Genomic DNA, 21,929 nt, shown 5'->3' with positions numbered 1-21,929 from the left:
ATGATGAACCACACCCTCCGGACCACCCTGCGCCGCCTGTCGATTGTGGTGCCGCTGTACAACGAGGCGGATTCGGTCCCGGCGCTGCACCGGCAGCTCGAAGCCCTGGCCGCCCGGCTCGACGAGGCTCACGGTCTGGCGGTCGAGGTGATCTATGTCGACGACGGCAGCCGCGACGGCAGCGCCGGAATCGTCGCCGCCCTGCCGGAGGGCCGGGTGCGGGTCGAGCTGATCCGCCTCAGCCGCAACTTCGGCAAGGAGGCGGCGCTGACCGCCGGCCTCGACGCCGCGATGGGCGATGCGGTGGTGTTCATGGATTCGGACGGCCAGCACCCGCCGGAGCTGATCGACAGCTTCGTCCACCACTGGCTGGTCGACGGCGACGACATCGTCTATGCCGTGCGCCGCCGGCGGCAGGCAGGGCCGGTCTACCGCCTGCTGGTCAAGTCCTTCTACGGGCTGATGAATTCCGGCAACACCTTCCGCATCACGCCGGACGCGGCCGATTTCCGGCTGCTGTCGGCACGGGCGGCGGAAGCGCTGCGCGGCCTGCGCGAACGCGGCCGGTTCTTCAAGGGCCTGTCGGTCTGGGTCGGCTTCCAGCAGCGCCGGATCGACTACCAGCCGGCGGAGCGGATCGGCGGCACCACGAAATGGTCGTTCTGGAAGCTGCTGCTGCTGTCGCTCAACGGCGTCACCTCGTTCAGCCGCATGCCGCTCAGGATCTCGACCCTGCTGGGCTTCGCCATGGCCTTGACGGCCTTCGCCTACGGGCTGTGGATCACCGTCGTCTGCCTGGCCGAGGGCGTGGCCCTGCCCGGCGTGCCCGGCGTGATCGCCATCCTGGTGCTGATCGGCGGCGTGCTGCTGATCAATCTCGGCATCCTCGGCGAGTATCTCGGCCAGATCCTCGACGAGGTGAAGGACCGCCCCCTCTATGTCGTCGCCGAGCATAGGCGGCGGGACCCTGTGGAAGAGATGAGCCATGTCCTTGAGGCGTATCACGCTGGTCGCCGATGATTACGGCCTCGCCCCCGGCGTGTCGCTGGCGATCCGCCAGCTGCTGGCCGAGGGTCGCCTGTCCGGCACCAGTTGCCTGACCGTCGGATCGTTCTGGCCCGAGGCCGCCGGCCTGCTGCGCAACCTGCCCGCCGCCGCCGGGCCGGTCGAGATCGGCCTGCATCTCTGCCTCACCGGCCCCTTCGCCCCGCTGTCGCCGCAGCTTCGCGTCGATGCCGGCTGGCGCCGGTTCCCCAGCCTCGCCGCCCTGGTCCGGCTGAGCCTCGCGCGGCAACTGCCGTCGGGCGCCCTGTCGGCCGAGATCGAGGCGCAGCACGCCGCCTTCGTCGACGCCTTCGGCCGGGCGCCGGACTTCATCGATGGGCACCAGCATGTCCATCTGCTGCCCGGCATCGCCGAGACCCTGGCCCTGACCCTGCGCTCCGCCGGGCTGCGGCCGCGCTGGATCCGGCGCTGCGGCGACCGGCCGCGGCGGATCGTCCGCCGTCCCTTCGCCGTGAAATCCCTCTTCTTGCAGGCGCTGAGCCTGCGGTCCGACGCCGTGCTCGACCCGGCGGCCGAGCGGCGGAACGACAGCTTCTGCGGTGTCTACGACTTCGTCGACCGTGGCTACGACGTGCTGTTCGAGCGCTGGCTCGAGACCGCGCCCGACCGGGCGGTGATCATGTGCCATCCCGGCCTGGTCGACGCCCGGCTCGCCGCGCTCGATCCGGTCACCGGGATGCGCGCGGTGGAATACCGCTACTTCGCCGGGCCGGATTTCCCAGCCGCGATGCGGCGGCACGACGCCCGGCTGGCGCCCTTCGGCGCGCCGGCGGCGGCCAATCGCCCCGTCCCGGCCGTGGAGGCTCCCATTCGCCGCGGAATCGGCTAGACTCGTAGGTCCCGTTCCGGAGATCCGCGAACCGCCATGCCCTCCTTCGACATCGTCTCCAAGACCGACCTCACCGAAGTCGACAACGCCGTTGCCGGCGTCACCCGCGAGGTGGCGCAGCGCTTCGACTTCAAAGGGTCGAAATGCACGATCGAGCGCAGCGACGAGACGCTGACGATCCTGGCCGATGACGACCTGAAGCTGAAGCAGATGCACGAGCTGCTGCGCGGCTATTTCGCCCGGCGCAAGCTCGATGCCGGCGCGCTCGACTTCAAGACGGTGGAGAAGGCCTCGGGCAACATGGTGCGGCAAGAAGTGGTGGTGAAGCAGGGCATCGACCGCGACCTGGCCAGGACCATCATTAAGGCGATCAAGGACAGCAAGCAGAAGGTCCAGGCCGCGATCCAGGGCGACGAGTTGCGCGTCACCGGCAAGAAGATCGACGACCTGCAGGCCACCATCGCCCTGGTCCGCGGCCTGAAGATCGAGCAGCCGCTGCAGTATCTGAACTTCCGCGACTGACCCGGGGCTTGGGCGCCGATCCCCGCGGGACCGGCGCCGGCCCGATCACAGCACGAAATCGGCCGCGGTGAGGGTGAGGGTCCCCTGCACCAGGATGGCGAAATCGGCGACCATGTCGCCATTCGCGTCACCCTCGACCAGCAGGTCGTCACCCGCGGCGGCGAAGCGCACCTCCGCTCCCGCCCCGGTGAAGGGACCCGTGCCGACGAAGCTGAAGGTCGTGTTCCCGTTGCCGGCGTTGCCGTCCGCGTCGATCTGGCTGAGGTCGATCCTGTCCTGCTCCAGGCTGTTGAAGTCCTGGATCGTGTCGCGGCCCGCCATGGCGACGGTGCTGTCGCCGACCGCCCGATAGGTGAACAGGTCCCCGCCGGCCCCGCCATTCAGAACGTCGGCCCCGCCGGCCCCGGTCAGCCGGTCGTTGCTGTCCTCACCGGACAGCATGTTGGCGCTGCCGTCGCCGGTCAGGGTGTCGCCGCGGGCGGAGCCGACGACGTTCTCGACACCGACAAAGATGTCGCCCTGCGCCTCGCCGAACCGCCCGGTATTGGCGCCGAGATCGACCGTGACCCCCAGGGTCGACTGGGCATAGGTCACCGTGTCGATGCCGTCGCCGCCATCGAGGCGGTCCGCACCCAAGCCGCCTTCGAGCGTGTCCTGGCCCGCGCCGCCTTTCAGGGAATCGTTTCCGCCGCCGCCCGATAGAGTGTCGTCACCATCGAATCCCCAGAACCCATTGGCCTCGTCACTGCCGATCACGACGTCGTCATGGCCGCTGGCGGCGATGCTCTCGATCGAGATCAATCGGGTCGCAAAGCCGGTTCCATCGTCCCCTTCCCCCTGGATCAGATCGATATGAACGCCTTCGGTGCTGTAGCCGAAATCGGCGGTGTCGATCCCGCTTCCGCCATCCAGCACGTCGTTGAAATCGAAGCTCCCGCGACCGGCGAGGATATCATTGCCATCCCCGCCTTGGAGTTCATTGCGGCCGGCATTGCCGGTGAGGTTGTCGTCGAAGGTGCTGCCGATCGCGCTTGCGATGCGGATGAAGATGTCGCCTTCGGCATCGCCGCCGACACCGGCCGCGCCACCACTCGCCCCGCCGGTCAGGTTGATGCGGACGCCAGCCGAGCTGTCGGCGTAGGACACGGCGCCGACGCCGGCTGCTGGGCCGCTGCTGGCACCGATCAACAGGTCGGCGCCCGCCCCGCCGATGAGTAGCCCGCCGAGCCCACCGCCGTTCAGGGTATCGTCACCGGCGCCTCCGATGAGAGTGCTGGTGATGAAAGCCGTCAGTGCATCGTTGCCGTCCCCGCCGTCCAGGACGCTCGCATTGGCGCTGATCTGGTCGCTGAAGGCCGAGCCGATGAACCTCTCGATCGACGCCGACGACGAGATGATGTCCCCTTGGGCATCACCGCCGGAGCCGGGACCGGAGCGGGTGCCGATGGACACGCCGGCCGCGCTGGCGGCATAGCTCACCGTGTCGTTTCCAGCCCCGCCGGTCAGCCTATCGGCGCCGGGATCGCCCTGCACCAGATCGTCGCCGAGCCCGCCGTCGATCGTGTCGTCGCCGAGCCCGCCCGTGATGGTGTCCGCCCCCGCGCCGGCGATGATGCGGTCATTGCCCGCGGCGCCGTCGATGGTGTCGCCGGTGTCCGTCGCGACCGGCATGTCGTTGAAGCCGGGAGCGGTGCCGCCCTGGCCGGGCACGTGAATGAAGTCGTTGCCGCCGGTTCCCGTAATCGAGGCCATGTCAAATCTCCTCCCTAGGTCAATCGTCTCAATATGAGACGTTATCCATACCCCCAGTGCTGGGATCGAGACAATGCAAAGAAAAATTATCCGCAATTATAATAAGCGCTTATTGAAATTTTATGATCGCACTCCGATTCAACGGGACGCAACGGATCGGGCCATCGAACGTTGTCGTGATGCAGAGCAGCACCCGGGTTGAGAGATCGCCGATGAACCACCTGTTCCTTCCAGCAACCGCCCTGATGGCCGTCCTCCTTCTCGCCGCCTGCGGCAAGACCGGAGAGACCGCCACGCCGACGCCCGCACCCGTCGCCAGCGCCGCCGTCACCGGCACCGCGACCTATCGCGAGCGCATCGCCCTGCCGGCGGATGCGGAGTTGATCGTGCAGCTGCTCGACGTCTCGCTGGCCGACGCGCCGTCGACGGTGGTGGCCGAGCAGCGCATCGCCCCGGTGCGCGTGCCGGCCGCCTTCACCCTGTCCTACGACCCGGCGCAGATCGACCAGCGCCACAGCTACGCCGTCTCTGCCCGGGTCGAGCGCGGCGGCAAGCAGCTGTTCGTCACCGACACCCGCCACCCGGTGCTGACCCAGGGCGGCGGCGGCACCGTCGACATCGTCATGACCCGGGTCCGGTCGCCCTGAGCCGGTCGCGCCACAGCGCGTAGAGGTCGATCCCGTCCAGCCGCACCGGCAGGTGCCGGATGGTCATCGCCTGGTCGGCCGACGGCCGGGCCAGCTCGGCATAGACCGCGGCGGTGGACAGGCCATAGGGCGCTCCCTCCTCGTTGGAATGGGCGTAATACACCTCGGTGATGCCGGTCATGGTCATGGCCGCGAGGCACATCGGGCAGGGATGGCCGCTGGCATAGACGGTGCAGCCGTCGAGCCGCAGCGCCCCGAGCGCATGGCTGGCCGCGCGGATCGCCTGCAGCTCAGCATGTGCCGTCGGATCGCCGGTGGCGCCCATCTGGTTGACGCCGGTGGCGATCACCGCGCCGTCCCGCACCAGCACCGCGCCGAAGGGCCGGCCGCCCTCCTCCTCGACATTGCGGCGGGCCAGCTCGATCGCCTGGGCGAGGAAGCGTTCATGCGTGGTCATCGTATCCTCCACCAAGAAGCTTCGACTTCTGCGCCAGGTCGCCGCCGCGCCAGAGATACAGCGCCAGCAGCGGCTGCGCCTCTGTCCGCATCGCATGGGCGATGCCGGACGGGTGGTGGATCAGCTCGCCTGGGCGCCGTGACCGCCATCCCTCGCCGCCGCGCAACCAATCGGCGGTGCCGGCCAGCGGCATGTAGATCTCCTCCGCCGGATGGCTGTGCGGCGGATACTCGATCCCAGGCCCGAGCAGCAGGACGCCGCAGGCCAGCCGGTCGCTGGCGATCGGGCCACGCAGGCCGATCAGTTCGCTCCAGCCGTAGCGGTCGAGAAAGCGCTCGCCCAGATCCCCCGCCGCATAGGTCTGGCCCCAGGCGAGGGCTCCGGCCGCGGCGACGACCCCGTCGACCAGCGGCCTGGTCTCCGCCGAGGCCAGGGCCTGGTCGAGCCAGCGCAGCACGGGCAGGGGCCTGGGCTCGACCATCCGCCGCGCGGCGTCGGGCGCCGGCCATTCGTCCAGGAACGGGGCCAGCTCCGGCTGGTCGAAGCCGGCCAGCAACGCCCGCGCCGCCGCGGCCAGCCGCTCCGCCGCCGTCACGGCAGTCCTCTCCGCGTCTCGGCGATGCGCGCCAGGATCGCATCGACGGTCTCGCTGACCGTCAGCCCCGAGCTGTCGAGCCACAGCCCGAGCCGCGGCGTGTCGGCGCGCAGGCCGCGGTCCAGATCGGCGGGCGTCCAGGCGCCATATCCTGTCTTGCTTCGCCCCGCCTCGCGCGCGGCCACGGCCTCGGGCGACGGGCACAGCACGACGATGCCGAAGGATCGGCCGCGCCGCAGCTCGGCGACCCGTGCCAGGGTCGGCCCGAGGATCACATCCTGCCAGATCACGGTGAAGCCGGACCCGGCATAGCGCCCGGCCACCGTCGCCGCCAGATCATGGCGCAGGTCGAGCTGGCGCATCGCCTCGGCCGGCAGGTCGGGCGTCACCTCGACCCGGCCGGAGACGATCATGCGCCGGAACAAATCGCCGCGCAGATGCACCGCCCGCGGCAGCCGTTCCGCCAGCGCCTGGGCCACGGTCGACTTGCCCGCCGCCATGATCCCGGTGATGACGAGGATCTCCGGCAGCTCGGTTTCGGTCGGCATGGCGGGCAAATCTCCTCGATCATTGGCTATGATAGACAGGCCCACGGTGATCGCCACGATGTCAACCACCGCCGATCATGATCGAGATCAGCCGATGAAGCACATCGCCTGCGCCATCCTGCGGCGTGACGGCCGCATCCTGCTGGGCCGGCGGACGCCGCAGCGCCGTTCCTATCCGGATTGCTGGGACGTGCTGGGCGGCCATCTCGAGGCCGGGGAGACGCCGGAGCAGGCGCTGGTCCGCGAGGTGCAGGAGGAGGCCGGGGTCACGCCCCTCCGCCACCGCCTGGTGGCAACGCTGCCGGATCCCGATCCCGTCCGGAACGGCGCGGCCCGGTACCATGTCTTCGTCGTCACCGGCTGGACCGGGGGCGAGCCGCGGATGCTGGGCGACGAGCACAGCGAGATGCGCTGGATCCCGATCGAAGACGCCGCCCGGCTGCCCGACCTCGCGGTCGAGGCGTATCGCGACCTCTTCCGGTCACTGGCTTCAGCCGACTAGGTGCGGGCGCTGCACTCGCGCAGCAGCAGGGTGGCGAACCAGTCGTCCTTCAGCAGGAAATTCAGGTTCTTGGCGATGGCGTCGTCCACCGCGCGGTCCACCGACTGGCCACGAGCCACGGTGAAGGTGGTGCCGAAGGCCTGGTCGAACTGGACGTTGCCGCCGACCGCCAGCACGTAGTGGATGTCGACGCCGTAATGCTCCTCCGCCCCTGCGCGGTCGACCTTGAAGTCGCGAACCGTGGCGTCGAGCACGCAGCGCGACGAGTTCAGCCCGGCGCCGGCGCGGCGCAGCTCGGCCTTCAGCGCGTTGGTGACGTAGCCCGGCACGTCCCGCACGCTGCCCTGCGGCGCCACGCCGGTGCGGGGCCGGTATTCCATGGGATTGACTGCGACCGCCCCGGTCAGATGCGCGGTGGTCTGCGGCTGATAGCCGGTGCGCGGTCCCGACACCGGCTGGGCGGCGCAGGCGGCGGCGAGAAGAGCGAGGGCAAGCGGCAGGCGGCGCAGCATTGGGGGCTCCCGAGATGTCCGGCGGGGTCCGAAACGCCCCGCCCCGACATAGCCTCGCCGCCGTCGCGGGGTCAATCCGATGCGGCGCCGCGCGCCGCCGGCCGGGTCAGTTGAAGCCGGTCAGCCAGTGTTGCAGATAGGGTGCCTCCAGCACCGCGATCCACAATGATTCTCTCCGTCGAGATCCGTCAATGTCAGGATAAATTCAATATTTATTAATTTCCGGAATTGCGGCCAAAGGGGAAGTTTTGAAAAAGAATCAATAGAAACTCCAGGAAAACGAAGGAATCGAAATATCCAATTGCTCTCCCCTTTCCCATGAGCGCTGAATTTGAGCGATGCGCCTTTCCGGAGAGAAAAGGCGCCGTCCAACAATTAGGGGGCATACGCATGTCAGACACGATCCAAGGGGCTGTCCTGTCGACCGGCAACGACCCGTTGCTCGACCTGCAGTGGCACCTGAAGGGGCCGGAGGCGAATGGCGCCAATGTGGAGGCGGTGTGGGCGGACTACACCGGCAAGGGCATCAAGATCGCCATCCATGACGACGGCATCCAGCTCGACCATCCGGACCTCGCACCCAATGTCGACCGCTCGCTCTCGATCTACGCCGTGACCGGTGAGGCGGTGCCGAACTACGTGCCGTCGTCGGTCGACAATCACGGCACCGGCGTCGCCGGCGTCGCGGCGGCGGCCGGCAACAACGGGCTCGGCGGCCGCGGCGCCGCCTATGAGGCGACGATCGTCGCCATCCATGATCCGACGATCGCCGGCGTCCCGACGCTGGCCGCGATCGTCAACGCCCGCAACCACGCCGCCGCCCATGCCGACATCATCAATGGCAGCTGGGGCTATGCCGACGGTCTGGACAACGGCGTGCTGCGGGACAATTTCGACGATCCGTATTTCGCCCCGGCCCGGGACGCGACGATCAACGCGGCGGACAACGGCCGCGGCGGGCTCGGCACCATCATCGTGATGGCCGGCGGCAACGGCCGCGCGGACGACGACAACGCCAACTACCACTCCTTCGACAACAACCGCTACACGATCACGGTCGCCGCGGTCGCCGACGACGGCAAGACCTCCTGGTACAGCAGTCCGGGCGCCTCGATCCTGGTCGCCACGCCGAGCAGCGGCCTGACCGGCACGAATGACCGCATCGTCACCACCGACCGCACCGGCGACGACGGCTACGGCGCCGGCGACTACCAAGGTGTCGACGGCGTGCGCGGCTTCGGCGGCACCTCCTCGGCGGCGCCTTTGGTGTCGGGCATCGTGGCGCTGATCCTCGAGGCGAACGGCAGCCTGGGCTGGCGCGACGTGCAGGAGATCCTGGCGATCTCGGCCCGCCAGTCGGATCCGAACGAGGCGATCCAGATCAACGGCGCCGGCACCTGGAACGGCGGCGGCTACACCGTCAGCCATGATTTCGGCTTCGGCGTGGTCGATGCGCTGGCCGCGGTCCGGCTGGCCGAGACCTGGGGCGCCGCGCATACCAGCGCCAACGAGGTCACGGTCGAGAAGACCGTCACCCTGGGCGCGGCCGGCGCGATCGCCGACGATCCCGCGGCGCCGCTGGTCTCCACCGCCGTGATCAGCCAGGGCATCGACATCGACCGCGTCGAGGTCACAGTCAAGCTGAACCACGCGGAGATGGGCGACCTGAAGATCGAGCTGGTCTCGCCGGACGGCACCTCGAGCCTGCTGCTGGACACGCCGACCACGGCCGCCGACTTCATCACCAACCTGACCTTCACCTTCGGCAGCACGCTGCTGCGCGGCGAGACCGGCCAGGGCACCTGGACGCTGCGGGTCACCGACACGGACGGCAACGACAAGACCGGCCTGCTCGACTCCTGGACGCTCAAGCTCTATGGCGACGCGCTGTCGGCCGACGACACCTACTACTACACCAACGACTTCGCCCATCTGACCGATGCATCTCGCCTGACGCTGTCCGACACGGATGGCGGCAGCGACACGATCAACGCAGCCGCCCTGTCGGCGGCGAGCGAGATCGATCTCGCGATCGGCCGGGCCAGCCTCGCCGGCAAGGCGGTGACATTCGCCGCGGGGTCGATCGAGAACGCCTTCGGCGGCGATCAGGCCGACCGGCTGCTCGGCAGCGCCGCGGCGAACCAGCTGCATGGCGGGCGCGGCGGCGACTCGCTGATCGGCCGCGGCGGCAACGACGCCCTCTATGGCGACAACGGCAACGACTCGCTCCGCGGCGGCGCCGGCGCCGACATCCTGCATGGCGGCGCCGGGATCGACCTGGCGAGCTATCTCGACAGTGCGGCGGGCGTGACCATCAACCTGGCCAACGGCACCGCCCTCGGCGGCGACGCGCAGGGCGACCTGCTGGTCAGCATCGAGAACCTCAGCGGCAGCGACGGCAATGACAGCCTTGCGGGCAGCGCCGGGACCAACACCCTGTTCGGGCGCGACGGCAACGACGTGCTCAATGGTGGCGGCGGCAAGGACAACCTGCAAGGCAATGCCGGCGCCGACCGCTTCGTGTTCTCGTCGGCGCTGGACAGCGGCATCGGCTCGAATGCCGACCGGATCGGGGATTTCAGCCACAGCCAGAGCGACCTGATCGACCTGAGGCTGATCGACGCCAACACCGCCGCCGGCGGGGACCAGGCCTTCACCTTCATTGGCACCGGCCTGTACACGCACACGGCGGGAGAGCTGCGCTTCGCCGTCAATGCCGGCGGCAACGCGGTCACCCTCGCCGGCGACATCGATGGCGACGGGGTGTCCAACTTCCAGATCGTGCTCGGCGGCATCGCCGGCCTGATCGCCGCCGACATCCTGCTCTGATCTCGTTTTCAACCGTCTGAGCAGGATTGTTGAGGGGCCGTTCTCCGGGGCGGCCCCTGGTCTTTCCGCCGGGCCGGTCCGCCGCGTTTCGGCGGACCTCGGAACCGGCTGCCGGTTCGGCCCGTTGCTGACATGCCGAACCGGGAGAGCCTGCCATGTCCCCGCACGACCTGAACGTGAAGCTCGACACCGACATGCCGCAGCTCAGGATCCTCGATCCCGAGCTGCTCGACTACATCCGGCGGCGCCGGGTCGAGGATGTCGGCTTCCTGGCCGGCGCGCGGATCATGACGGAGGGCGATTCCAACCCGCCGCTCTACACCGTGACCAGCGGCTGGGCGATGCGCTTCAAGTCGCTGCAGGACGGCCGCCGGCAGATCCTGTCCTTCATCCTGCCGGGCGACGTGATCGGCTTCCAGGCCCAGTTCTTCGACAGCGCCGTCACCTCGGTCGAAGCGGTCACCGACGTGTCGCTCTGCGTCGTCCCCCACCAGGACGTCGCCGGGCTGTCCGAGACCCAGCCGGAGATCGCCCTCCGCTTCGCCGCGCTGACCGCGGACCAGAAGCGCGTGATGGAGGAGCAGCTGCTGTCGCTGGGCCAGCGCACGGCGCCGGAGCGGGTGGCGGCGCTGGTCCTCGATCTGTATGGCCGGGCCGCGGCGCGCGACATGGTGCGGGACGACGGCATGCCGTTCCCGCTCACCCAGCAGCATATCGCCGATGCGCTCGGCATCTCGCTGGTGCACGCCAACCGGACGCTGAAGCGGCTGCAGCGCGACGGGCTGTTCCGGATCAAGGGACGGCGGCTGCAGGTCCTGGACGCGCCGGCGCTCGAGAAAAGGGCGGCGCAGAAGCCTGCGGCCTGAGCGTCAGGCCGCCTCCGCGGTCGGCGGCACATACGCCATGCGGGCGGCGCGCACCTTGTCGTGATGCTGGTCGGCCCAGCGCACCAGCGCGTCCAGCGGCTCCATCAGCGACCGGCCCAGCGGTGTCAGCGCGTAGTCGACGCGTGGCGGGATGGTCGGATGCGCCGTGCGCGACACCAGCCCGTCCTGCTCCAGCCGACGCAGCGTCTGCGCCAGCATCCGCTGGGAGATGTCGCCGATCTCGCGCTTGACCACGGTGAAGCGCTTCACCCCCGGCGCCAGCGTCTGCAGCACCAGCAGGCTCCAGCGGTCGCCGATCCGGTCCAGCACGTCCCGGATCGGACAGGGATGGAACGCCCCGTCCACCATCTGCCGCGCAACCATCACCGCTCCTCCGTTCGCCGCGACAAAACTCGCCGGTATACTATTGGAACTGAAATCCTGAACGGAACCGCCTCGTTGCCGCAGGCGCACAATCGCGCCGGAAGCCCGCAAGCGAAGCCTGACGAACCGGCTGAAAGTTAAGGATTTTTCATTGGGAACCTCGCCTCGCTGCGGCCTATTCCCATGACGTGAGCCCACAGCAAGGGAGCTTGGATATGGCGAGCAGCCAGACTCCGCACCGGGGCGGCGCCGGGAACTTCGCCTACAACCGGGAGCGTGCGGCGGAAGCCGGCCGCAAGGGCGGCCAGAAGAGCAGCGGCAACTTCGCCCATGATCCCGCCCGCGCTTCGGAAGCCGGCCGCAAGGGCGGCCAGCACAGCGGCGGCAACTTCAAGAACGATCCGGCCCGGGCGGCGGCGGCAGGCCGCAAGGGTGGGCAGGAAAGTGGCGGCAACTTCGCCAATGACCGCGAGCGCGCGGCGGAAGCCGGGCGGAAGGGCGGTCTCTCCGGCCACGGGCCGCATTGACGCGACAACGCTGACGTCACGTCGTCAGGGCAGGCCGAGCCTGCCCTTCTTTTTGTCCTGAGTGTCCCGCCGGCCGTCCCTGGAAACGACCGGCCGGACGTCATGCCTCAAGCCGCCCGCGGATGGTGGCTGGTGACGAGGGCCGCCGACCGTGCGGCAGCCCTCACTCCAGCCAATGGCAGCGGTCGCCCCGCGGTTCCGGATCAGGCCAGGAGCGGCATCATCGCGGCGACCAGCGGGTGGCGCACGATGTCCGCGGTGGTCAGCCGGACCACGGCGACGCCGTCCAGCGGCTCCAGCCGCCGCGCCGCCTCCTCCAGCCCGGACAGACCGGGCAGCAGGTCGGTCTGGTCGGGGTCGCCGGTGATCACCATGGTCGAGTGCCAGCCGAGGCGGGTCAGCAGCATCTTCAACTGCTGGAACGTCATGTTCTGCGCCTCGTCGACGATGACGAAGCTGCGCGAGATGGTGCGGCCGCGCATATAGGCCAGCGGCGCGATCTCGACGATCCCCTCCTTGGTCATCTGGCGCACCTGCTTGGCGCCGAGACGGTCGGACAGCGCGTCGTAGATCGGACGCATCCAGGGGTCCATCTTCTCGTTGATGTCGCCCGGCAGGTAGCCCAGGCTCTCGCCCGCCTCCACCACCGGCCGGGTGATGACGATGCGGCTGACCCGCTCGGCGGTCAGCGCTTCGACCGCCTTCGACACGGCGAGATAGGTCTTGCCCGTGCCGGCCGGGCCGAGGGCCAGGGTCATGGCATGGCCGTCGATCGCCTTCATCAGAACCTCCTGATTGGCGGTCCGCGGCTTGACCGTCTTCAGGTAGCTCTGCTCCCGGAAATCATCGTCGTAGCCCTCGCTGATCGGGACGATACGGGCGGTGGAAGCGCTGCGCTTGGCCATGGAACGTCGTCCTTTGCTCTCGCTTGCATCCTCGAACAGGGGATCCCAGTTGCGGCCCCCTTCACCGGGTGATCTCATTCGCCGGAACCCTCCGTCGGGTCGGGTGGAACAGGACAGGTGGCGGATCGGAACGGGCGGCCGGAAACAGCAAACGCCCCTGCGAGGGGGCGTTCGAACGAGTGTCGATGCTGATGCTGCCCCTGGTCGGAGCCGGGAAGCGGATGGTGATGCCAGGCTGCTGCCCGTCGCATGTCGCCTTTCCGATCACTGACGACGGAAATCACGTCGCCAAGGAGAAGCGTCGCACCAACCTTCGTGCTGCACCAGCGAAAAGAAACAGCGACACGGAAAATTCATACCAATTGTGGCCGGGCTGCGCCGGGGTTGCGGCTAGATCTAGCGGCTGCCACCAGACAGCGTGTCCGGCCGGGTCGCCATCTCGATGAAGGCGCGCGCCGCCGGTGAAGTCTCGTCCCGGCGCCAGGTCAGCCACATGGTGGTGACGGCGCCCGGGTCGGACAGCCGGCGGAACACCACGCCCTCGACCTGGATGCGTTGCAGCGAGGCCGGCAGCAGCGACACGCCGAGCCCGGCCGCGACCAGCCCGACGATGGTCGAGACCTCGCGCGCCTCCTGTCCCAGCCGCGGGCTGAAGCCGGCATCGCGGCACAGGCCGATCATCTGGTCGTACAGGCTGGTGCCGGCGTCGCGCGGATAGCAGACGAAGGATTCATCGGCCAGCTCGGCCAGGGCCAGCGGCGCGGGGGCGCCCGCCGCCAGCGGATGGTCGGTCCGCAGCGCGGCCACAAGCGGGTCGCGGAACAGCTCGCGCACCTCGATCCCGTCCGGCACCGGCGGGAAGGTCGGGTTGCGCAGGAAGCCGATCTGCAGCCGCCGCTCGGCCAGCGCCTCGATCTGCTGCCGGGTCGGCATCTCCTGCAGCTCCAGATGCACGTCCGGATGGCTGCGGCGGAAGGCGAAGATCGTCTGCGGGATCAGCGTGGTGAAGGGGGCGGAGGCGGTGAAGGCGATGCGGATCTCGCCGATCTCGCCGCGCTGCGCCCGGCGCACCACCTCCGCCGCCCGGTCGGCCGCGGCCAGCACCACCCGCGCCTGCTCCACGAACAGCCGGCCGACCTCGGTCAACGCCACCCGCCGGTTGCTGCGCTCGAACAGCCGGGCGCCGAGTTCCTCTTCCAGTCCCTGGATCTGCTGGCTCAGCGGCGGCTGGGAGATGCCGAGCCGCGCCGCCGCCCGGCCGAAATGCAGCTCCTCGGCCAGGGCCACGACATAGCGCAGATGCCTCAGTTCCATCATTCGCCAAAGCTATCAAACATGCCGCCAAACATATTGGACACTATCAATCGGCAGGGCCATGTTTTCCGTCAGGATCGGGCCCCCTTCCGCAGGCCCGGCGGAGAGATCCCGTGACCGCATCGGTCCAGTCGCTGCCGCGCTCGTCCGCGCCGCCCTCGACCGCCGACACCATGCCGGCCGGGACGGTGGCGGCCGAGGACGTCGTCGCCTTCATCGAGCATGGCACGACCGCGTTCCACCGCACCAACCTGGCGCTGTTCGCCGCCGGCTTCGCCACCTTCGCCCTGCTGTACTGCGTGCAGCCGCTGATGCCGGTGTTTGCCGAGACCTACGGGATCGGCGCGGCCGAGAGCAGCCTGTCGCTGTCGCTGACCACCGGCACGCTGGCCTTCGCCATGCTGGTGGCCAGCGCCCTGTCCGAGGCCTGGGGCCGCAAGCCGATGATGCTGGTCTCACTGTTCGCCTCGGCCGTGCTGACCGTGCTCGCCGCCCTGATGCCGTCCTGGCATGGCCTCCTGCTGCTGCGGGCGCTGATGGGGCTGACGCTGAGCGGGCTGCCGGCCGTCGCCATGGCCTATGTCAGCGAGGAGATGCATCCGCGCTCGGTCGGGCTGGCGATGGGGCTGTTCATCGGCGGCAGCGCGCTCGGCGGGCTCGGCGGCCGCCTGATCGCCGGCGTGCTGACCGACGTCGCCTCCTGGCGCCTCGGCCTCGGCTTCGTCGGCCTCTCCGGCCTGGTCTGCGCCGTGCTGTTCTGGCGCAGCCTGCCGCCCTCGGCGCATTTCAAGCCCCGGCCGCTGCGGCCGCGGCTGCTGCTGGCCGCCTTTGCCGACCATCTGCGTGACCCCGGGCTGCGCTGGCTGTTCCTGGAAGGCTTCCTGCTGATGGGCGCCTTCGTCACGCTCTACAACTACACCGGCTTCCGCTTGCTCGCACCGCCTTACGGCCTCAGCCAGACCGCGGTCGCAGCGATCTTCGTGGTCTATCTGATCGGCATCGGCGCGTCGATCTGGGTCGGCCATCTCGCCGGGGTGCTCGGCCGCCGCCGGGTGTTCTGGGCGCCGATCGTGCTGATGCTGGCCGGCATCGCCCTGACCCGCGGCGACGATCTGTGGGCGATCGTCGCCGGCGTCGCGGTGCTGACCTTCGGCTTCTTCGGCGCCCATTCGGTGGCCAGCAGCTGGGTCGGCCGCCGGGCACTGCACGCCCGCGCCCAGGCCTCCTCGCTGTACCTGTTCTTCTACTATCTCGGCTCCAGCGTCGCCGGCTCGCTCGGCGGCGTGGCCTGGGCCGATTGGGGCTGGTCCGGCGTCGTCCTGATGATCGGCGCCCTGGCCATGGCGGCGCTGCTGATCGCCCTGCGCCTGGTCGTCCTGCCGCCGCGTCAGGCCTGATGCGCCTGCCGGCAGGGGTGCATGGCCTCGCCGTCGAGTCTATCCTGCCCCGCATCGGAATCGCCTCCCAGGCGGCGGACATCCTGCTCAGCCGGACCTGAGGCGGAAAGCGAGGCTGCAGTGGTTTCCGTGAACGGCCCGGCCCTGCCGGTCCTGGCCAGGCTTCCGCGTGCCGGGCAATGGGCCGTCCTGCTGGCCGTCTCGGTCGCCGTCGCCGGCCTGCTGGAGGCCGCCGCCCTGCCCGCGGCGCTGCTGCTGGGCCCGATGGTCGGCGGCATCCTGGTCGGCGTCGGTGGCGGCACCATCCGCGTGCCGCGCCAGCCCTATCTCGGCGCCCAGGCGATCATCGGCTGCCTGATCGCCGGGGCGATCACGCCGGCGATCCTGGTCACCTTCCTGCAAAGCTGGCCGCTGTTCCTGGCGATCGTGCTGTCGACCCTGGCCGCCAGCAGCCTGCTGGGCTGGCTGATGAGCCGCTGGCAGGTGCTGCCCGGCACCACCGGCGTCTGGGGCTCCTCCCCCGGCGCCGCGACCGCCATGGTGCTGATGGCCGAGGCGTTCGGCGCCGATGCCCGGCTGGTCGCCTTCATGCAGTATCTGCGCGTCGTCTGCGTCGCCACCGCCGCCTCGCTGATCGCCCGCTTCTGGATCGACACCGGCGATGCCGGGCCGGCGGCGATCATCTGGTTCCCGCCGATCGATGCCGGCCCCTTCGCGGCGACGCTGGCCCTGGCCGCGCTGGGCGCCGTGGCCGGGCAGCGGCTGCGCATCCCCGCCGGCTCGATGCTGGTGCCGCTGGTGGTCGGGGCGGTGCTGCACGCCCTGGGCCTGATCGAGATCGAGCTGCCGGAATGGCTGCTCGCCCTCGCCTATGCGCTGATCGGCTGGAACATCGGTCTCGGCTTCACCCGCTCGGTGCTGGTGCACGCCGCCCGGGCGCTGCCGCAGATCCTGCTGTCGATCGTGGCGCTGATCGCCTTCTGCAGCGGCCTCGCCTTCGTGCTGGTGCGGACGCTCGGGGTCGACCCGCTGACGGCCTATCTGGCGACCAGCCCGGGCGGCATGGATTCGATCGCCATCATCGCCGCCTCGAGCGATGTCGACCTGCCCTTCGTCATGGCGCTGCAGACCGTGCGCTTCTCCCTGGTGGTGCTGCTGGGCCCGGCGGTGGCGCGCTTCATCGCCCGTCGGTCCCCGCACGCTTCTTAGCCGGCCGCCGCCTTCAGCCGGCCCAGCTCCTCCAGGAAACGGTCGGCCGCAAGGTCAGGGGACCAGGGCTCCCAGGGCGTGCCGCCATAGGCCGGCAGCAGCGGGTCGTCCTCGACCGGGCGGAAGCGGATCTTCAGCACCCGCCAGACCTCGTCGCGGGTCCAGCCGACCACATGGATCGCCTCGCTGGCCGCGGCCACCCGGTCGGCCCGCTTGTGGAAGGCCTTCTGCTCCACCGTCCAGCGCGGCAGGCCATAGCGCAGGAACACCGTGTCCTCGAGCCGCGCAGCCAGGTCGCGGAACTCCTGGCCCAGGAACGGCTTGATCACCGACAGCGGGTCGAAGCCCAGCAGCCCCTCATCGGCGTCGTGCAGCAGCTCGCGCAGCTCGGCCAGCGGCGACAGCGGGGCCGGCGCCCAGGCCCGGCACAGCGCCAGCACGGCCAGCGAATGCTGGGCGACGGAAAGCGGCAGCGGCCAAGCCGAATGCCCGCCCCAGCGATAGGTCCGGGCGAGGCCCAGCGCCAGGTCGCGGTCGTCCCAGTCGAAGGGGGTGGGGTTGAGCAGATCCAGCCGCTTGCCCGACGGCAGCCGGACCCAGGCCCGCGCCATCGCCGTCCGTCCCTCCCAGCGCATTCAGGCCGCCCGGCTCACGATTTGCCGCAGCCGGACACCGGCGTCCGGCCCGTCTCCAGCCGCAGCCGCTGGCCGGCAACGTCTAGATCCGCGAAACGCGGCGGCGCCGGGGCCAGGTTCCCCGCACGCATCGCCTCCACTAGCCCGGGGCAGGTGCCCGGCTCCAGCCGCCCGATCAACTCCCACCGTCCCTCCTGCTCCTGATAGGCGCTGATCATGCCGCCCGCCGACAACAGCACCTCCGCGACGCCGTCGCTGGTGAGATCGCCGAAGAACGCCTCGCATTCGGCCTTCGCCGTCAGGCAGCTGGGCTGCGGCCATCCCGTGCTCCAATCCTGGCGCAGAAAATTGTCCGGCAGGCTCCGCCCATCAGGCCACACCCTGATGTTGGCCCGGCGGATCTCCGGGGTGATGGCGGCTTCCTGACGGTGCTGACGGCGCTGCCGGGTACCCAGCCACTGTGTCTCGGCCGCCCGCTCACCGGCCGCGCCGCCTTGCGCCGCCAGCTGCTCCAGGGCCGAGCGGCCGTAGCGAGCGCCGCTGGAGTGCAGGAAATAGTAGTCGAACTCGGCGGCCGACACGGTCCCGTTCCGCAGCCGCCGCAGTTGATCGGCCACCGACAGCCTTGCCGGATCGGCCAGCGGCGTGAACAGGGCCAGCAGCACCGCGACCGCGGCCACGCCCGCAACGATGTTGGTGGACTCCAGCGGCTTGAGCCAGGGCGCGGTCCGCAACGCCGCCGCGACATAGCCCAGCGCGTAGCAGGCGCCCACCACGACGCAGGCGATGCCGATGACGCGTTCGGGCGTCAGGCCGTGTTGGTCGACCCTGAGCCAGATCGCATAGGCGGCCAGGCCGGTCAGCGCGGCCGGCAGGATGGCGGCCAGCCGGCCGGCCCAGCGCAGCGGCGCCGGCGGCGGCCGGTCGGGCTGGCCATCCTGGTAGGCGGCGTTGATCAGGACGATCAGGGTCGCGGCGGCACCGAGCAGCAGGGCCGCCGCGCGGCCGGTGCGCCACAGCGGCTCCAGGCCGGTGAAGGGCAACGCCAGCAGGAAGGCGGCCGTCAGGGCGGCCAGCAGCGGCGCCAGCCACGCCAGCAGGGTCAGCGCGACGGTGCGGATGCCGCGGATCAATCCCGACCGCACATCGGTCAGGTGGATCGCCGCCGCGGCCATCACCGCGGTCGCCGGGAAGACGAACCATCTCTCGCCGATGACGTCGCGCACCTGCCGGATGCCGATCATGTCGAACAGGGCCGCGCCGAGATACAGCACCAGCCAGAAGACGCCGACGAAGGCGCCGGACAACGCCAGCTGGACACCATGCTTCCAGGCGATCTCGAAGTAGCGCGGATAGGAGGCGATGATCCGGCGCTCGGCATCCGCGGCGGCGATCAGGTGATGCGCGATGAACACCATCGCCGCGGCAGAGACCCAAAGGCCGAAGGACGGCCACGGCCCGCCCCGGGCGTCGATCGCCCGGCCGGCATCGTGGACGCCCAGCCCGGCGAGGACCAGCGCCGCGACGATCGTCCAGGCCAGAAATGTCCTGAGGCGGAGGGACCCGAGGCCGACAAGGGCGACCAGCGGCACATAGATGATCACCAGGGCCGCCGCGGCGAACAGGGGCCGCAGCTGAGCCACCCAGATCGGCTCGTCGGCGACCCGCCACAGGAGATAAAGCGCCACGCCCTGCAGCAGGCCGATGACCAGCCGCCCGATGGCGATGGTCTGCATGTCCTCGGTGCTGTCCGGCCGTGAATCGCTCATCCTCACCCCCGGGCCGACTGTGGCCTGCGGCTCAGCCGGGGGCAAGACGCATGGTCCCGGCTCCCTCGCCTTCCCGGCGGTGGAGCGGGTTCGAGCGAATTTTGATTAAAATCACCCGCTCGAGGGCGGGCTGAACTGCTTGCCCGGAAGAGGCGAAGCCGCGGGGCTGCGATAAGGGTCAGCCGCCGCGGCGAGAGGGAGAGTGCCTAGTCTTTCACGGAAACGCCGGAGCGCATCGGCGCCCAGTTGCGCACGATGGCGCCGGCCGGTCCGTAGCGGCGGGCGAATTCCGCCTGGGACAGGCGCAGCCCGCGGCACAGCATCTCCGCCCGCAGGGCGGCCTGGATGCGGGACGGGCGGGGTGCGGCGGGTTGTTCGGCCGGAGGGGCCATTTCCGCGATCTCCCTCATCGGGACCACAACGTCGGTGTCGTTCGCGGCCTTCTTCGGCGGAAGAGCGGTTTGCTCGTGTTCATCCGCCCGAAGCGGGGCCGGACTCGTCCTGGGACGCCTGCGGTGCTGACCTGCCATGGCGGTTCCTCCAGCGGCTTTTGTCGTTGCGGCCCTTGGCGGCCCCGAAGGCCCGCCGCGTGCCGTGGTTCTAGCAGGAGAAGATCGCTCCCATGTTCATCGGCGATGCGACGGATCCTGTGAAGCGCATCGGCACCGGGGACGGATGCCAAACCGACAAACACACGGGCCGACGGGGCTGACGGCAGAAAATCTGCTCGGCGCCCCCGCGGCCGATCTCCGACCTGCAGGGTCGGCACTCTGCGCCAGCGGTAGCGCCCCGACAAGGAAAATCATGAACGAAGACATAATATTACATTCCGATGACGCGCTGGGGCCTGAGTGGCCGAACATGTGTTCAAGGTGCCGTCGGCTTGAACACTGTCGCCACGTCGGCGGGGACCAGCAGCCGCCACTTGCCTTCTGCCAAATCATCGAGGCCGAGGCCGCCGATGGCGGTCCGGTGCAGCGCCTCGACATGGTTGCCGGCGGCCGCGAACATGCGCCGGACCTGATGGTAGCGGCCCTCGGTCACGGTCAGCCGGGCGCGGCGCGGCCCCAGCGGCTCCAGTATCGCCGGCTCCAGCGGCGTGGTCTCGGACCGCAGCATCAGCGTGCCGGCGGCGAAGACCGCTGCCTCCTCCCCGGTCAGGTCGCGCGCCAGCGTGGCCTCGTAGATCTTCGGAATCCGGCTCTTCGGCGAGATGATCCGATGCAGCAGCGGTCCGTCATCGGTCAGCAGCAGCAGGCCGGTGGTGTCGCGGTCCAGCCGCCCGACCGGAGCGATGATCGGGTTGCGCAGCCGGAAGCGCGGCAGCAGCAGCTCATACACCACCCGGCCAGGATCGCTGGTCGAGCAGGTGTAGCCGGCCGGCTTGTGCAGCATCAGCACCGCACCGGGCGGCGGGTCGAGCGGTTGGCCGTCGATCCGGATGTCCTCGTGCTCCGGCTGTGCCTCGGCGCCCAGCGGCCCGCCGTCGGCATCGGTGACGCGGCCGTCTCGCAGCAGCGCCTCGACCTGCCTGCGGCTGCCATAGCCGAGATTGGCGAGGCGGCGGACAAGCTTCATCCGGCGTCCTTCATCGCACGCCCTTCGCCGCCTCGATCACCTTGTAGGCACCGTCGTCGGCAATGCGGCGGACCATGGTGAAGGCCTGCTCCAGCGTCGCCTCATAGGGCAGCTGCCGGTTCGCCACGAGAAACAGCCGGCCCTTGAGACGCAGCGCCGCCGCCGCCGCGGCGATGAAGGCGCGGCCGAGATCGTGCCGGTCGGCCCGCCCGCCCTCGTGGAAGGGCGGGTTGGTGACGACGAAATGGTAGCGCCGGTCCCGCGGCAGCCCGGCGGCGACGTCATGCCAGAGGAAATCGAGCTCGGCCCGGCCGGCATAGGGCTCGAGGTTCCGCCGCGCCAGGTCCAGCGCCCCGGCCTCCGCCTCGTAGAGATCCAGCGCCGTCACCTCCGGGCAGCGGTCCAGGACCTCGGCCGCGAGGTAGCCGAAGCCAGCGCCGAGATCGGCGCCCTGCCCCTTCAGATCCGCCGGCAGATGCGCGGCCAGCAGGGCCGAGCCGGGGTCGATCCGGTCCCAGGCGAACAGGCCCGGGCGGCTGAGGAAGCGACCGTCGGCCACCAGCCGCGGTTCATCCAGCGCCACCCACTCGGCCTGCAGGGCCGGATCGCCAGCGCCGGCTCGCACCCAGAACACGCGGCAGCGGTTCTTCGACAGGCTGTCGATCGGGCCGGCCAGCCGGGCCAGATCCTCCTCGGCCGAGCGCGCCCCGTCGGTGTTGGCCAGGCTGACCACGACCATCCCACCGGGCTCGGCCTGGTCCAGCGCCCGGGCCAGCAGCGCCCGCGCCGCCTCGCGCTGGCGCGGCGGCAGCACCAGCACCAGCGGGAAGCGGCCCTCGACCCGGGTCGACACCGCCAGCCCCGCCGCCTCCAGCGCCGCGGCCCGCGGCCGGAAGCTCTGCTCGCAGGCCAGGGCCGGCGAGGCGAATTCGGCCAGGGCGGCGCCGGCGCGGGCGCCTAGGAGCAGCGCCCGGCCATCTGCCGGCCAGGCCAGGGTGCCGCTGTGGAACGGCAGGAACAGGGTGTCGAGCGCGGGATCATCGGTCATGCCGGCCCTCCCTGGCATATCGACACCGAAAACGGAAGC

23 protein-coding genes are annotated in these 21,929 nt (G+C 70.0%); 10 read left to right on the top strand and 13 right to left on the bottom strand.

The window, feature by feature from the left end:
- Positions 1 to 3: 3 nt before the first annotated feature.
- From ACTOWL_RS18910 to ACTOWL_RS18900, 3 genes are read left to right on the top strand one after another with little or no spacing between them, the layout of a single operon-like run.
- Positions 4 to 1,020, top strand: a complete 1,017-nt coding sequence (locus tag ACTOWL_RS18910) for a glycosyltransferase family 2 protein (RefSeq protein ID WP_441322814.1) — start codon at positions 4 to 6, stop codon at positions 1,018 to 1,020.
- Entirely contained in the window at positions 986 to 1,894 is a 909-nt protein-coding gene (locus tag ACTOWL_RS18905) for a ChbG/HpnK family deacetylase (RefSeq protein ID WP_441322813.1), read from the top strand. The genes ACTOWL_RS18910 and ACTOWL_RS18905 overlap by 35 nt, the downstream gene beginning before the upstream one ends.
- Before the next feature lie 36 nt (positions 1,895 to 1,930).
- Complete coding sequence (locus ACTOWL_RS18900) at positions 1,931 to 2,416, top strand: YajQ family cyclic di-GMP-binding protein (protein ID WP_441322812.1); 486 nt, start codon at positions 1,931 to 1,933, stop codon at positions 2,414 to 2,416.
- Between the two features lie 45 nt (positions 2,417 to 2,461).
- On the opposite strand, the gene ACTOWL_RS18895 is transcribed toward ACTOWL_RS18900, so the two are convergent.
- Positions 2,462 to 4,168 carry a calcium-binding protein gene (locus tag ACTOWL_RS18895; protein ID WP_441322811.1) on the bottom strand — a complete coding sequence of 569 codons (1,707 nt, stop codon included), beginning with the start codon at positions 4,166 to 4,168 and terminating at the stop codon, positions 2,462 to 2,464.
- A gap of 212 nt (positions 4,169 to 4,380) precedes the next feature.
- Between ACTOWL_RS18895 and ACTOWL_RS18890 the strand changes: the two genes are divergently transcribed.
- Positions 4,381 to 4,815, top strand: coding sequence for a YbaY family lipoprotein (locus tag ACTOWL_RS18890; protein WP_441322810.1), 435 nt, complete (start codon positions 4,381 to 4,383; stop codon positions 4,813 to 4,815).
- Here ACTOWL_RS18890 and ACTOWL_RS18885 read toward each other — a convergent pair.
- Genes ACTOWL_RS18885 through ACTOWL_RS18875 form a run of 3 tightly spaced genes read right to left on the bottom strand, consistent with a single transcriptional unit; the run spans position 4,790 to position 6,415 of the window.
- The gene (locus ACTOWL_RS18885) at positions 4,790 to 5,272 is read right to left on the bottom strand and encodes a nucleoside deaminase (RefSeq protein ID WP_441322809.1); all 483 of its coding nucleotides are present in this window, start codon (positions 5,270 to 5,272) and stop codon (positions 4,790 to 4,792) included. The genes ACTOWL_RS18890 and ACTOWL_RS18885 overlap by 26 nt on opposite strands.
- The gene (locus tag ACTOWL_RS18880) at positions 5,259 to 5,867 is read right to left on the bottom strand and encodes a dimethylsulfonioproprionate lyase family protein (RefSeq protein ID WP_441322808.1); all 609 of its coding nucleotides are present in this window, start codon (positions 5,865 to 5,867) and stop codon (positions 5,259 to 5,261) included. The genes ACTOWL_RS18885 and ACTOWL_RS18880 overlap by 14 nt, the downstream gene beginning before the upstream one ends.
- Positions 5,864 to 6,415 (bottom strand): AAA family ATPase, encoded by a 552-nt coding sequence (locus ACTOWL_RS18875; RefSeq protein ID WP_441322807.1) that lies wholly within the window; start codon positions 6,413 to 6,415, stop codon positions 5,864 to 5,866. Before ACTOWL_RS18875 ends, ACTOWL_RS18880 begins: the two co-directional genes overlap by 4 nt.
- 94 nt (positions 6,416 to 6,509) lie before the next feature.
- Here ACTOWL_RS18875 and ACTOWL_RS18870 point away from each other — a divergent pair, with 94 nt between their 5' ends.
- Positions 6,510 to 6,917 carry an NUDIX hydrolase gene (locus ACTOWL_RS18870; protein WP_441322806.1) on the top strand — a complete coding sequence of 136 codons (408 nt, stop codon included), beginning with the start codon at positions 6,510 to 6,512 and terminating at the stop codon, positions 6,915 to 6,917.
- Here the strand turns inward: ACTOWL_RS18870 and ACTOWL_RS18865 are convergent.
- A complete protein-coding gene (locus ACTOWL_RS18865; RefSeq protein WP_441322805.1) occupies positions 6,914 to 7,429 on the bottom strand; it encodes a hypothetical protein in 516 nt (171 codons plus the stop codon). The genes ACTOWL_RS18870 and ACTOWL_RS18865 overlap by 4 nt on opposite strands.
- A 390-nt stretch (positions 7,430 to 7,819) precedes the next feature.
- On the opposite strand from ACTOWL_RS18865, the gene ACTOWL_RS18860 reads away from it, so the two are divergent.
- Both ACTOWL_RS18860 and ACTOWL_RS18855 read left to right on the top strand, forming a co-directional pair.
- The gene (locus ACTOWL_RS18860) at positions 7,820 to 10,258 is read left to right on the top strand and encodes a S8 family serine peptidase (RefSeq protein WP_441322804.1); all 2,439 of its coding nucleotides are present in this window, start codon (positions 7,820 to 7,822) and stop codon (positions 10,256 to 10,258) included.
- A 155-nt stretch (positions 10,259 to 10,413) separates the two neighbouring features.
- On the top strand, positions 10,414 to 11,124 hold the full coding sequence (locus tag ACTOWL_RS18855; protein ID WP_441322803.1) for a Crp/Fnr family transcriptional regulator: 711 nt from the start codon (positions 10,414 to 10,416) through the stop codon (positions 11,122 to 11,124).
- Positions 11,125 to 11,127: 3 nt separating this feature from the next.
- Here the strand turns inward: ACTOWL_RS18855 and ACTOWL_RS18850 are convergent, their stop codons facing one another.
- A complete protein-coding gene (locus tag ACTOWL_RS18850; protein WP_441322802.1) occupies positions 11,128 to 11,508 on the bottom strand; it encodes a winged helix-turn-helix transcriptional regulator in 381 nt (126 codons plus the stop codon).
- 215 nt (positions 11,509 to 11,723) lie between these two features.
- Between ACTOWL_RS18850 and ACTOWL_RS18845 the strand changes: the two genes are divergently transcribed.
- Positions 11,724 to 12,035 carry a general stress protein gene (locus ACTOWL_RS18845; protein WP_138891958.1) on the top strand — a complete coding sequence of 104 codons (312 nt, stop codon included), beginning with the start codon at positions 11,724 to 11,726 and terminating at the stop codon, positions 12,033 to 12,035.
- A gap of 203 nt (positions 12,036 to 12,238) precedes the next feature.
- On the opposite strand, the gene ACTOWL_RS18840 is transcribed toward ACTOWL_RS18845, so the two are convergent.
- Together ACTOWL_RS18840 and ACTOWL_RS18835 are read right to left on the bottom strand one after the other, a co-directional pair.
- Positions 12,239 to 12,940 carry a PhoH family protein gene (locus ACTOWL_RS18840; RefSeq protein ID WP_429228253.1) on the bottom strand — a complete coding sequence of 234 codons (702 nt, stop codon included), beginning with the start codon at positions 12,938 to 12,940 and terminating at the stop codon, positions 12,239 to 12,241.
- 396 nt (positions 12,941 to 13,336) lie between these two features.
- Positions 13,337 to 14,257 (bottom strand): LysR substrate-binding domain-containing protein, encoded by a 921-nt coding sequence (locus tag ACTOWL_RS18835; protein ID WP_441322801.1) that lies wholly within the window; start codon positions 14,255 to 14,257, stop codon positions 13,337 to 13,339.
- A gap of 110 nt (positions 14,258 to 14,367) precedes the next feature.
- Here ACTOWL_RS18835 and ACTOWL_RS18830 point away from each other — a divergent pair, with 110 nt between their 5' ends.
- Positions 14,368 to 15,651, top strand: coding sequence for an MFS transporter (locus ACTOWL_RS18830; RefSeq protein ID WP_441322800.1), 1,284 nt, complete (start codon positions 14,368 to 14,370; stop codon positions 15,649 to 15,651).
- A gap of 120 nt (positions 15,652 to 15,771) precedes the next feature.
- Positions 15,772 to 16,860, top strand: coding sequence for an AbrB family transcriptional regulator (locus tag ACTOWL_RS18825; RefSeq protein WP_441322799.1), 1,089 nt, complete (start codon positions 15,772 to 15,774; stop codon positions 16,858 to 16,860).
- On the opposite strand, the gene ACTOWL_RS18820 is transcribed toward ACTOWL_RS18825, so the two are convergent.
- From ACTOWL_RS18820 to ACTOWL_RS18800, 5 genes are all read right to left on the bottom strand, one after another.
- A complete protein-coding gene (locus ACTOWL_RS18820; protein WP_441322798.1) occupies positions 16,857 to 17,495 on the bottom strand; it encodes an HD family hydrolase in 639 nt (212 codons plus the stop codon). The two genes, ACTOWL_RS18825 and ACTOWL_RS18820, sit on opposite strands and share 4 nt — an antisense overlap.
- Positions 17,496 to 17,509: 14 nt before the next feature.
- A complete protein-coding gene (locus ACTOWL_RS18815; protein WP_441322797.1) occupies positions 17,510 to 19,264 on the bottom strand; it encodes a DUF4153 domain-containing protein in 1,755 nt (584 codons plus the stop codon).
- Positions 19,265 to 19,470: 206 nt separating this feature from the next.
- Positions 19,471 to 19,656: a hypothetical protein gene (locus tag ACTOWL_RS18810; RefSeq protein ID WP_441322796.1), complete on the bottom strand. Its 186-nt coding sequence runs from the start codon at positions 19,654 to 19,656 to the stop codon at positions 19,471 to 19,473.
- A gap of 475 nt (positions 19,657 to 20,131) precedes the next feature.
- Positions 20,132 to 20,842 (bottom strand): pseudouridine synthase, encoded by a 711-nt coding sequence (locus ACTOWL_RS18805; RefSeq protein ID WP_441322795.1) that lies wholly within the window; start codon positions 20,840 to 20,842, stop codon positions 20,132 to 20,134.
- 10 nt (positions 20,843 to 20,852) lie between these two features.
- Positions 20,853 to 21,890, bottom strand: a complete 1,038-nt coding sequence (locus tag ACTOWL_RS18800) for a class I SAM-dependent methyltransferase (RefSeq protein WP_441322794.1) — start codon at positions 21,888 to 21,890, stop codon at positions 20,853 to 20,855.
- Positions 21,891 to 21,929 lie beyond the last annotated feature (39 nt).

The organism is Inquilinus sp. CA228, assembly GCF_052078665.1.
In the GTDB taxonomy this organism is placed as follows: Bacteria; Pseudomonadota; Alphaproteobacteria; order DSM-16000; family Inquilinaceae; genus Inquilinus.
The sequence above is the reverse complement of the archived record's forward strand: the minus strand, read 5'-3'. Positions and strand labels throughout refer to the sequence as shown.

Excerpts from the sequence above, each read along its gene's own strand:
- ACTOWL_RS18910 (WP_441322814.1), top strand. The coding sequence starts at position 4 with ATGAACCACACCCTCCGGACCACCCTGCGCCGCCTGTCGATTGTGGTG.
- ACTOWL_RS18905 (WP_441322813.1), top strand. The coding sequence starts at position 986 with ATGTCCTTGAGGCGTATCACGCTGGTCGCCGATGATTACGGCCTCGCC.
- ACTOWL_RS18900 (WP_441322812.1), top strand. The coding sequence starts at position 1,931 with ATGCCCTCCTTCGACATCGTCTCCAAGACCGACCTCACCGAAGTCGAC.
- ACTOWL_RS18895 (WP_441322811.1), bottom strand. The coding sequence starts at position 4,168 with ATGGCCTCGATTACGGGAACCGGCGGCAACGACTTCATTCACGTGCCC.
- ACTOWL_RS18890 (WP_441322810.1), top strand. The coding sequence starts at position 4,381 with ATGAACCACCTGTTCCTTCCAGCAACCGCCCTGATGGCCGTCCTCCTT.
- ACTOWL_RS18885 (WP_441322809.1), bottom strand. The coding sequence starts at position 5,272 with ATGACCACGCATGAACGCTTCCTCGCCCAGGCGATCGAGCTGGCCCGC.
- ACTOWL_RS18875 (WP_441322807.1), bottom strand. The coding sequence starts at position 6,415 with ATGCCGACCGAAACCGAGCTGCCGGAGATCCTCGTCATCACCGGGATC.
- ACTOWL_RS18870 (WP_441322806.1), top strand. The coding sequence starts at position 6,510 with ATGAAGCACATCGCCTGCGCCATCCTGCGGCGTGACGGCCGCATCCTG.
- ACTOWL_RS18865 (WP_441322805.1), bottom strand. The coding sequence starts at position 7,429 with ATGCTGCGCCGCCTGCCGCTTGCCCTCGCTCTTCTCGCCGCCGCCTGC.
- ACTOWL_RS18860 (WP_441322804.1), top strand. The coding sequence starts at position 7,820 with ATGTCAGACACGATCCAAGGGGCTGTCCTGTCGACCGGCAACGACCCG.
- ACTOWL_RS18855 (WP_441322803.1), top strand. The coding sequence starts at position 10,414 with ATGTCCCCGCACGACCTGAACGTGAAGCTCGACACCGACATGCCGCAG.
- ACTOWL_RS18850 (WP_441322802.1), bottom strand. The coding sequence starts at position 11,508 with ATGGTTGCGCGGCAGATGGTGGACGGGGCGTTCCATCCCTGTCCGATC.
- ACTOWL_RS18845 (WP_138891958.1), top strand. The coding sequence starts at position 11,724 with ATGGCGAGCAGCCAGACTCCGCACCGGGGCGGCGCCGGGAACTTCGCC.
- ACTOWL_RS18840 (WP_429228253.1), bottom strand. The coding sequence starts at position 12,940 with ATGGCCAAGCGCAGCGCTTCCACCGCCCGTATCGTCCCGATCAGCGAG.
- ACTOWL_RS18835 (WP_441322801.1), bottom strand. The coding sequence starts at position 14,257 with ATGATGGAACTGAGGCATCTGCGCTATGTCGTGGCCCTGGCCGAGGAG.
- ACTOWL_RS18820 (WP_441322798.1), bottom strand. The coding sequence starts at position 17,495 with ATGCGCTGGGAGGGACGGACGGCGATGGCGCGGGCCTGGGTCCGGCTG.
- ACTOWL_RS18815 (WP_441322797.1), bottom strand. The coding sequence starts at position 19,264 with ATGAGCGATTCACGGCCGGACAGCACCGAGGACATGCAGACCATCGCC.
- ACTOWL_RS18810 (WP_441322796.1), bottom strand. The coding sequence starts at position 19,656 with ATGGCCCCTCCGGCCGAACAACCCGCCGCACCCCGCCCGTCCCGCATC.
- ACTOWL_RS18805 (WP_441322795.1), bottom strand. The coding sequence starts at position 20,842 with ATGAAGCTTGTCCGCCGCCTCGCCAATCTCGGCTATGGCAGCCGCAGG.
- ACTOWL_RS18800 (WP_441322794.1), bottom strand. The coding sequence starts at position 21,890 with ATGACCGATGATCCCGCGCTCGACACCCTGTTCCTGCCGTTCCACAGC.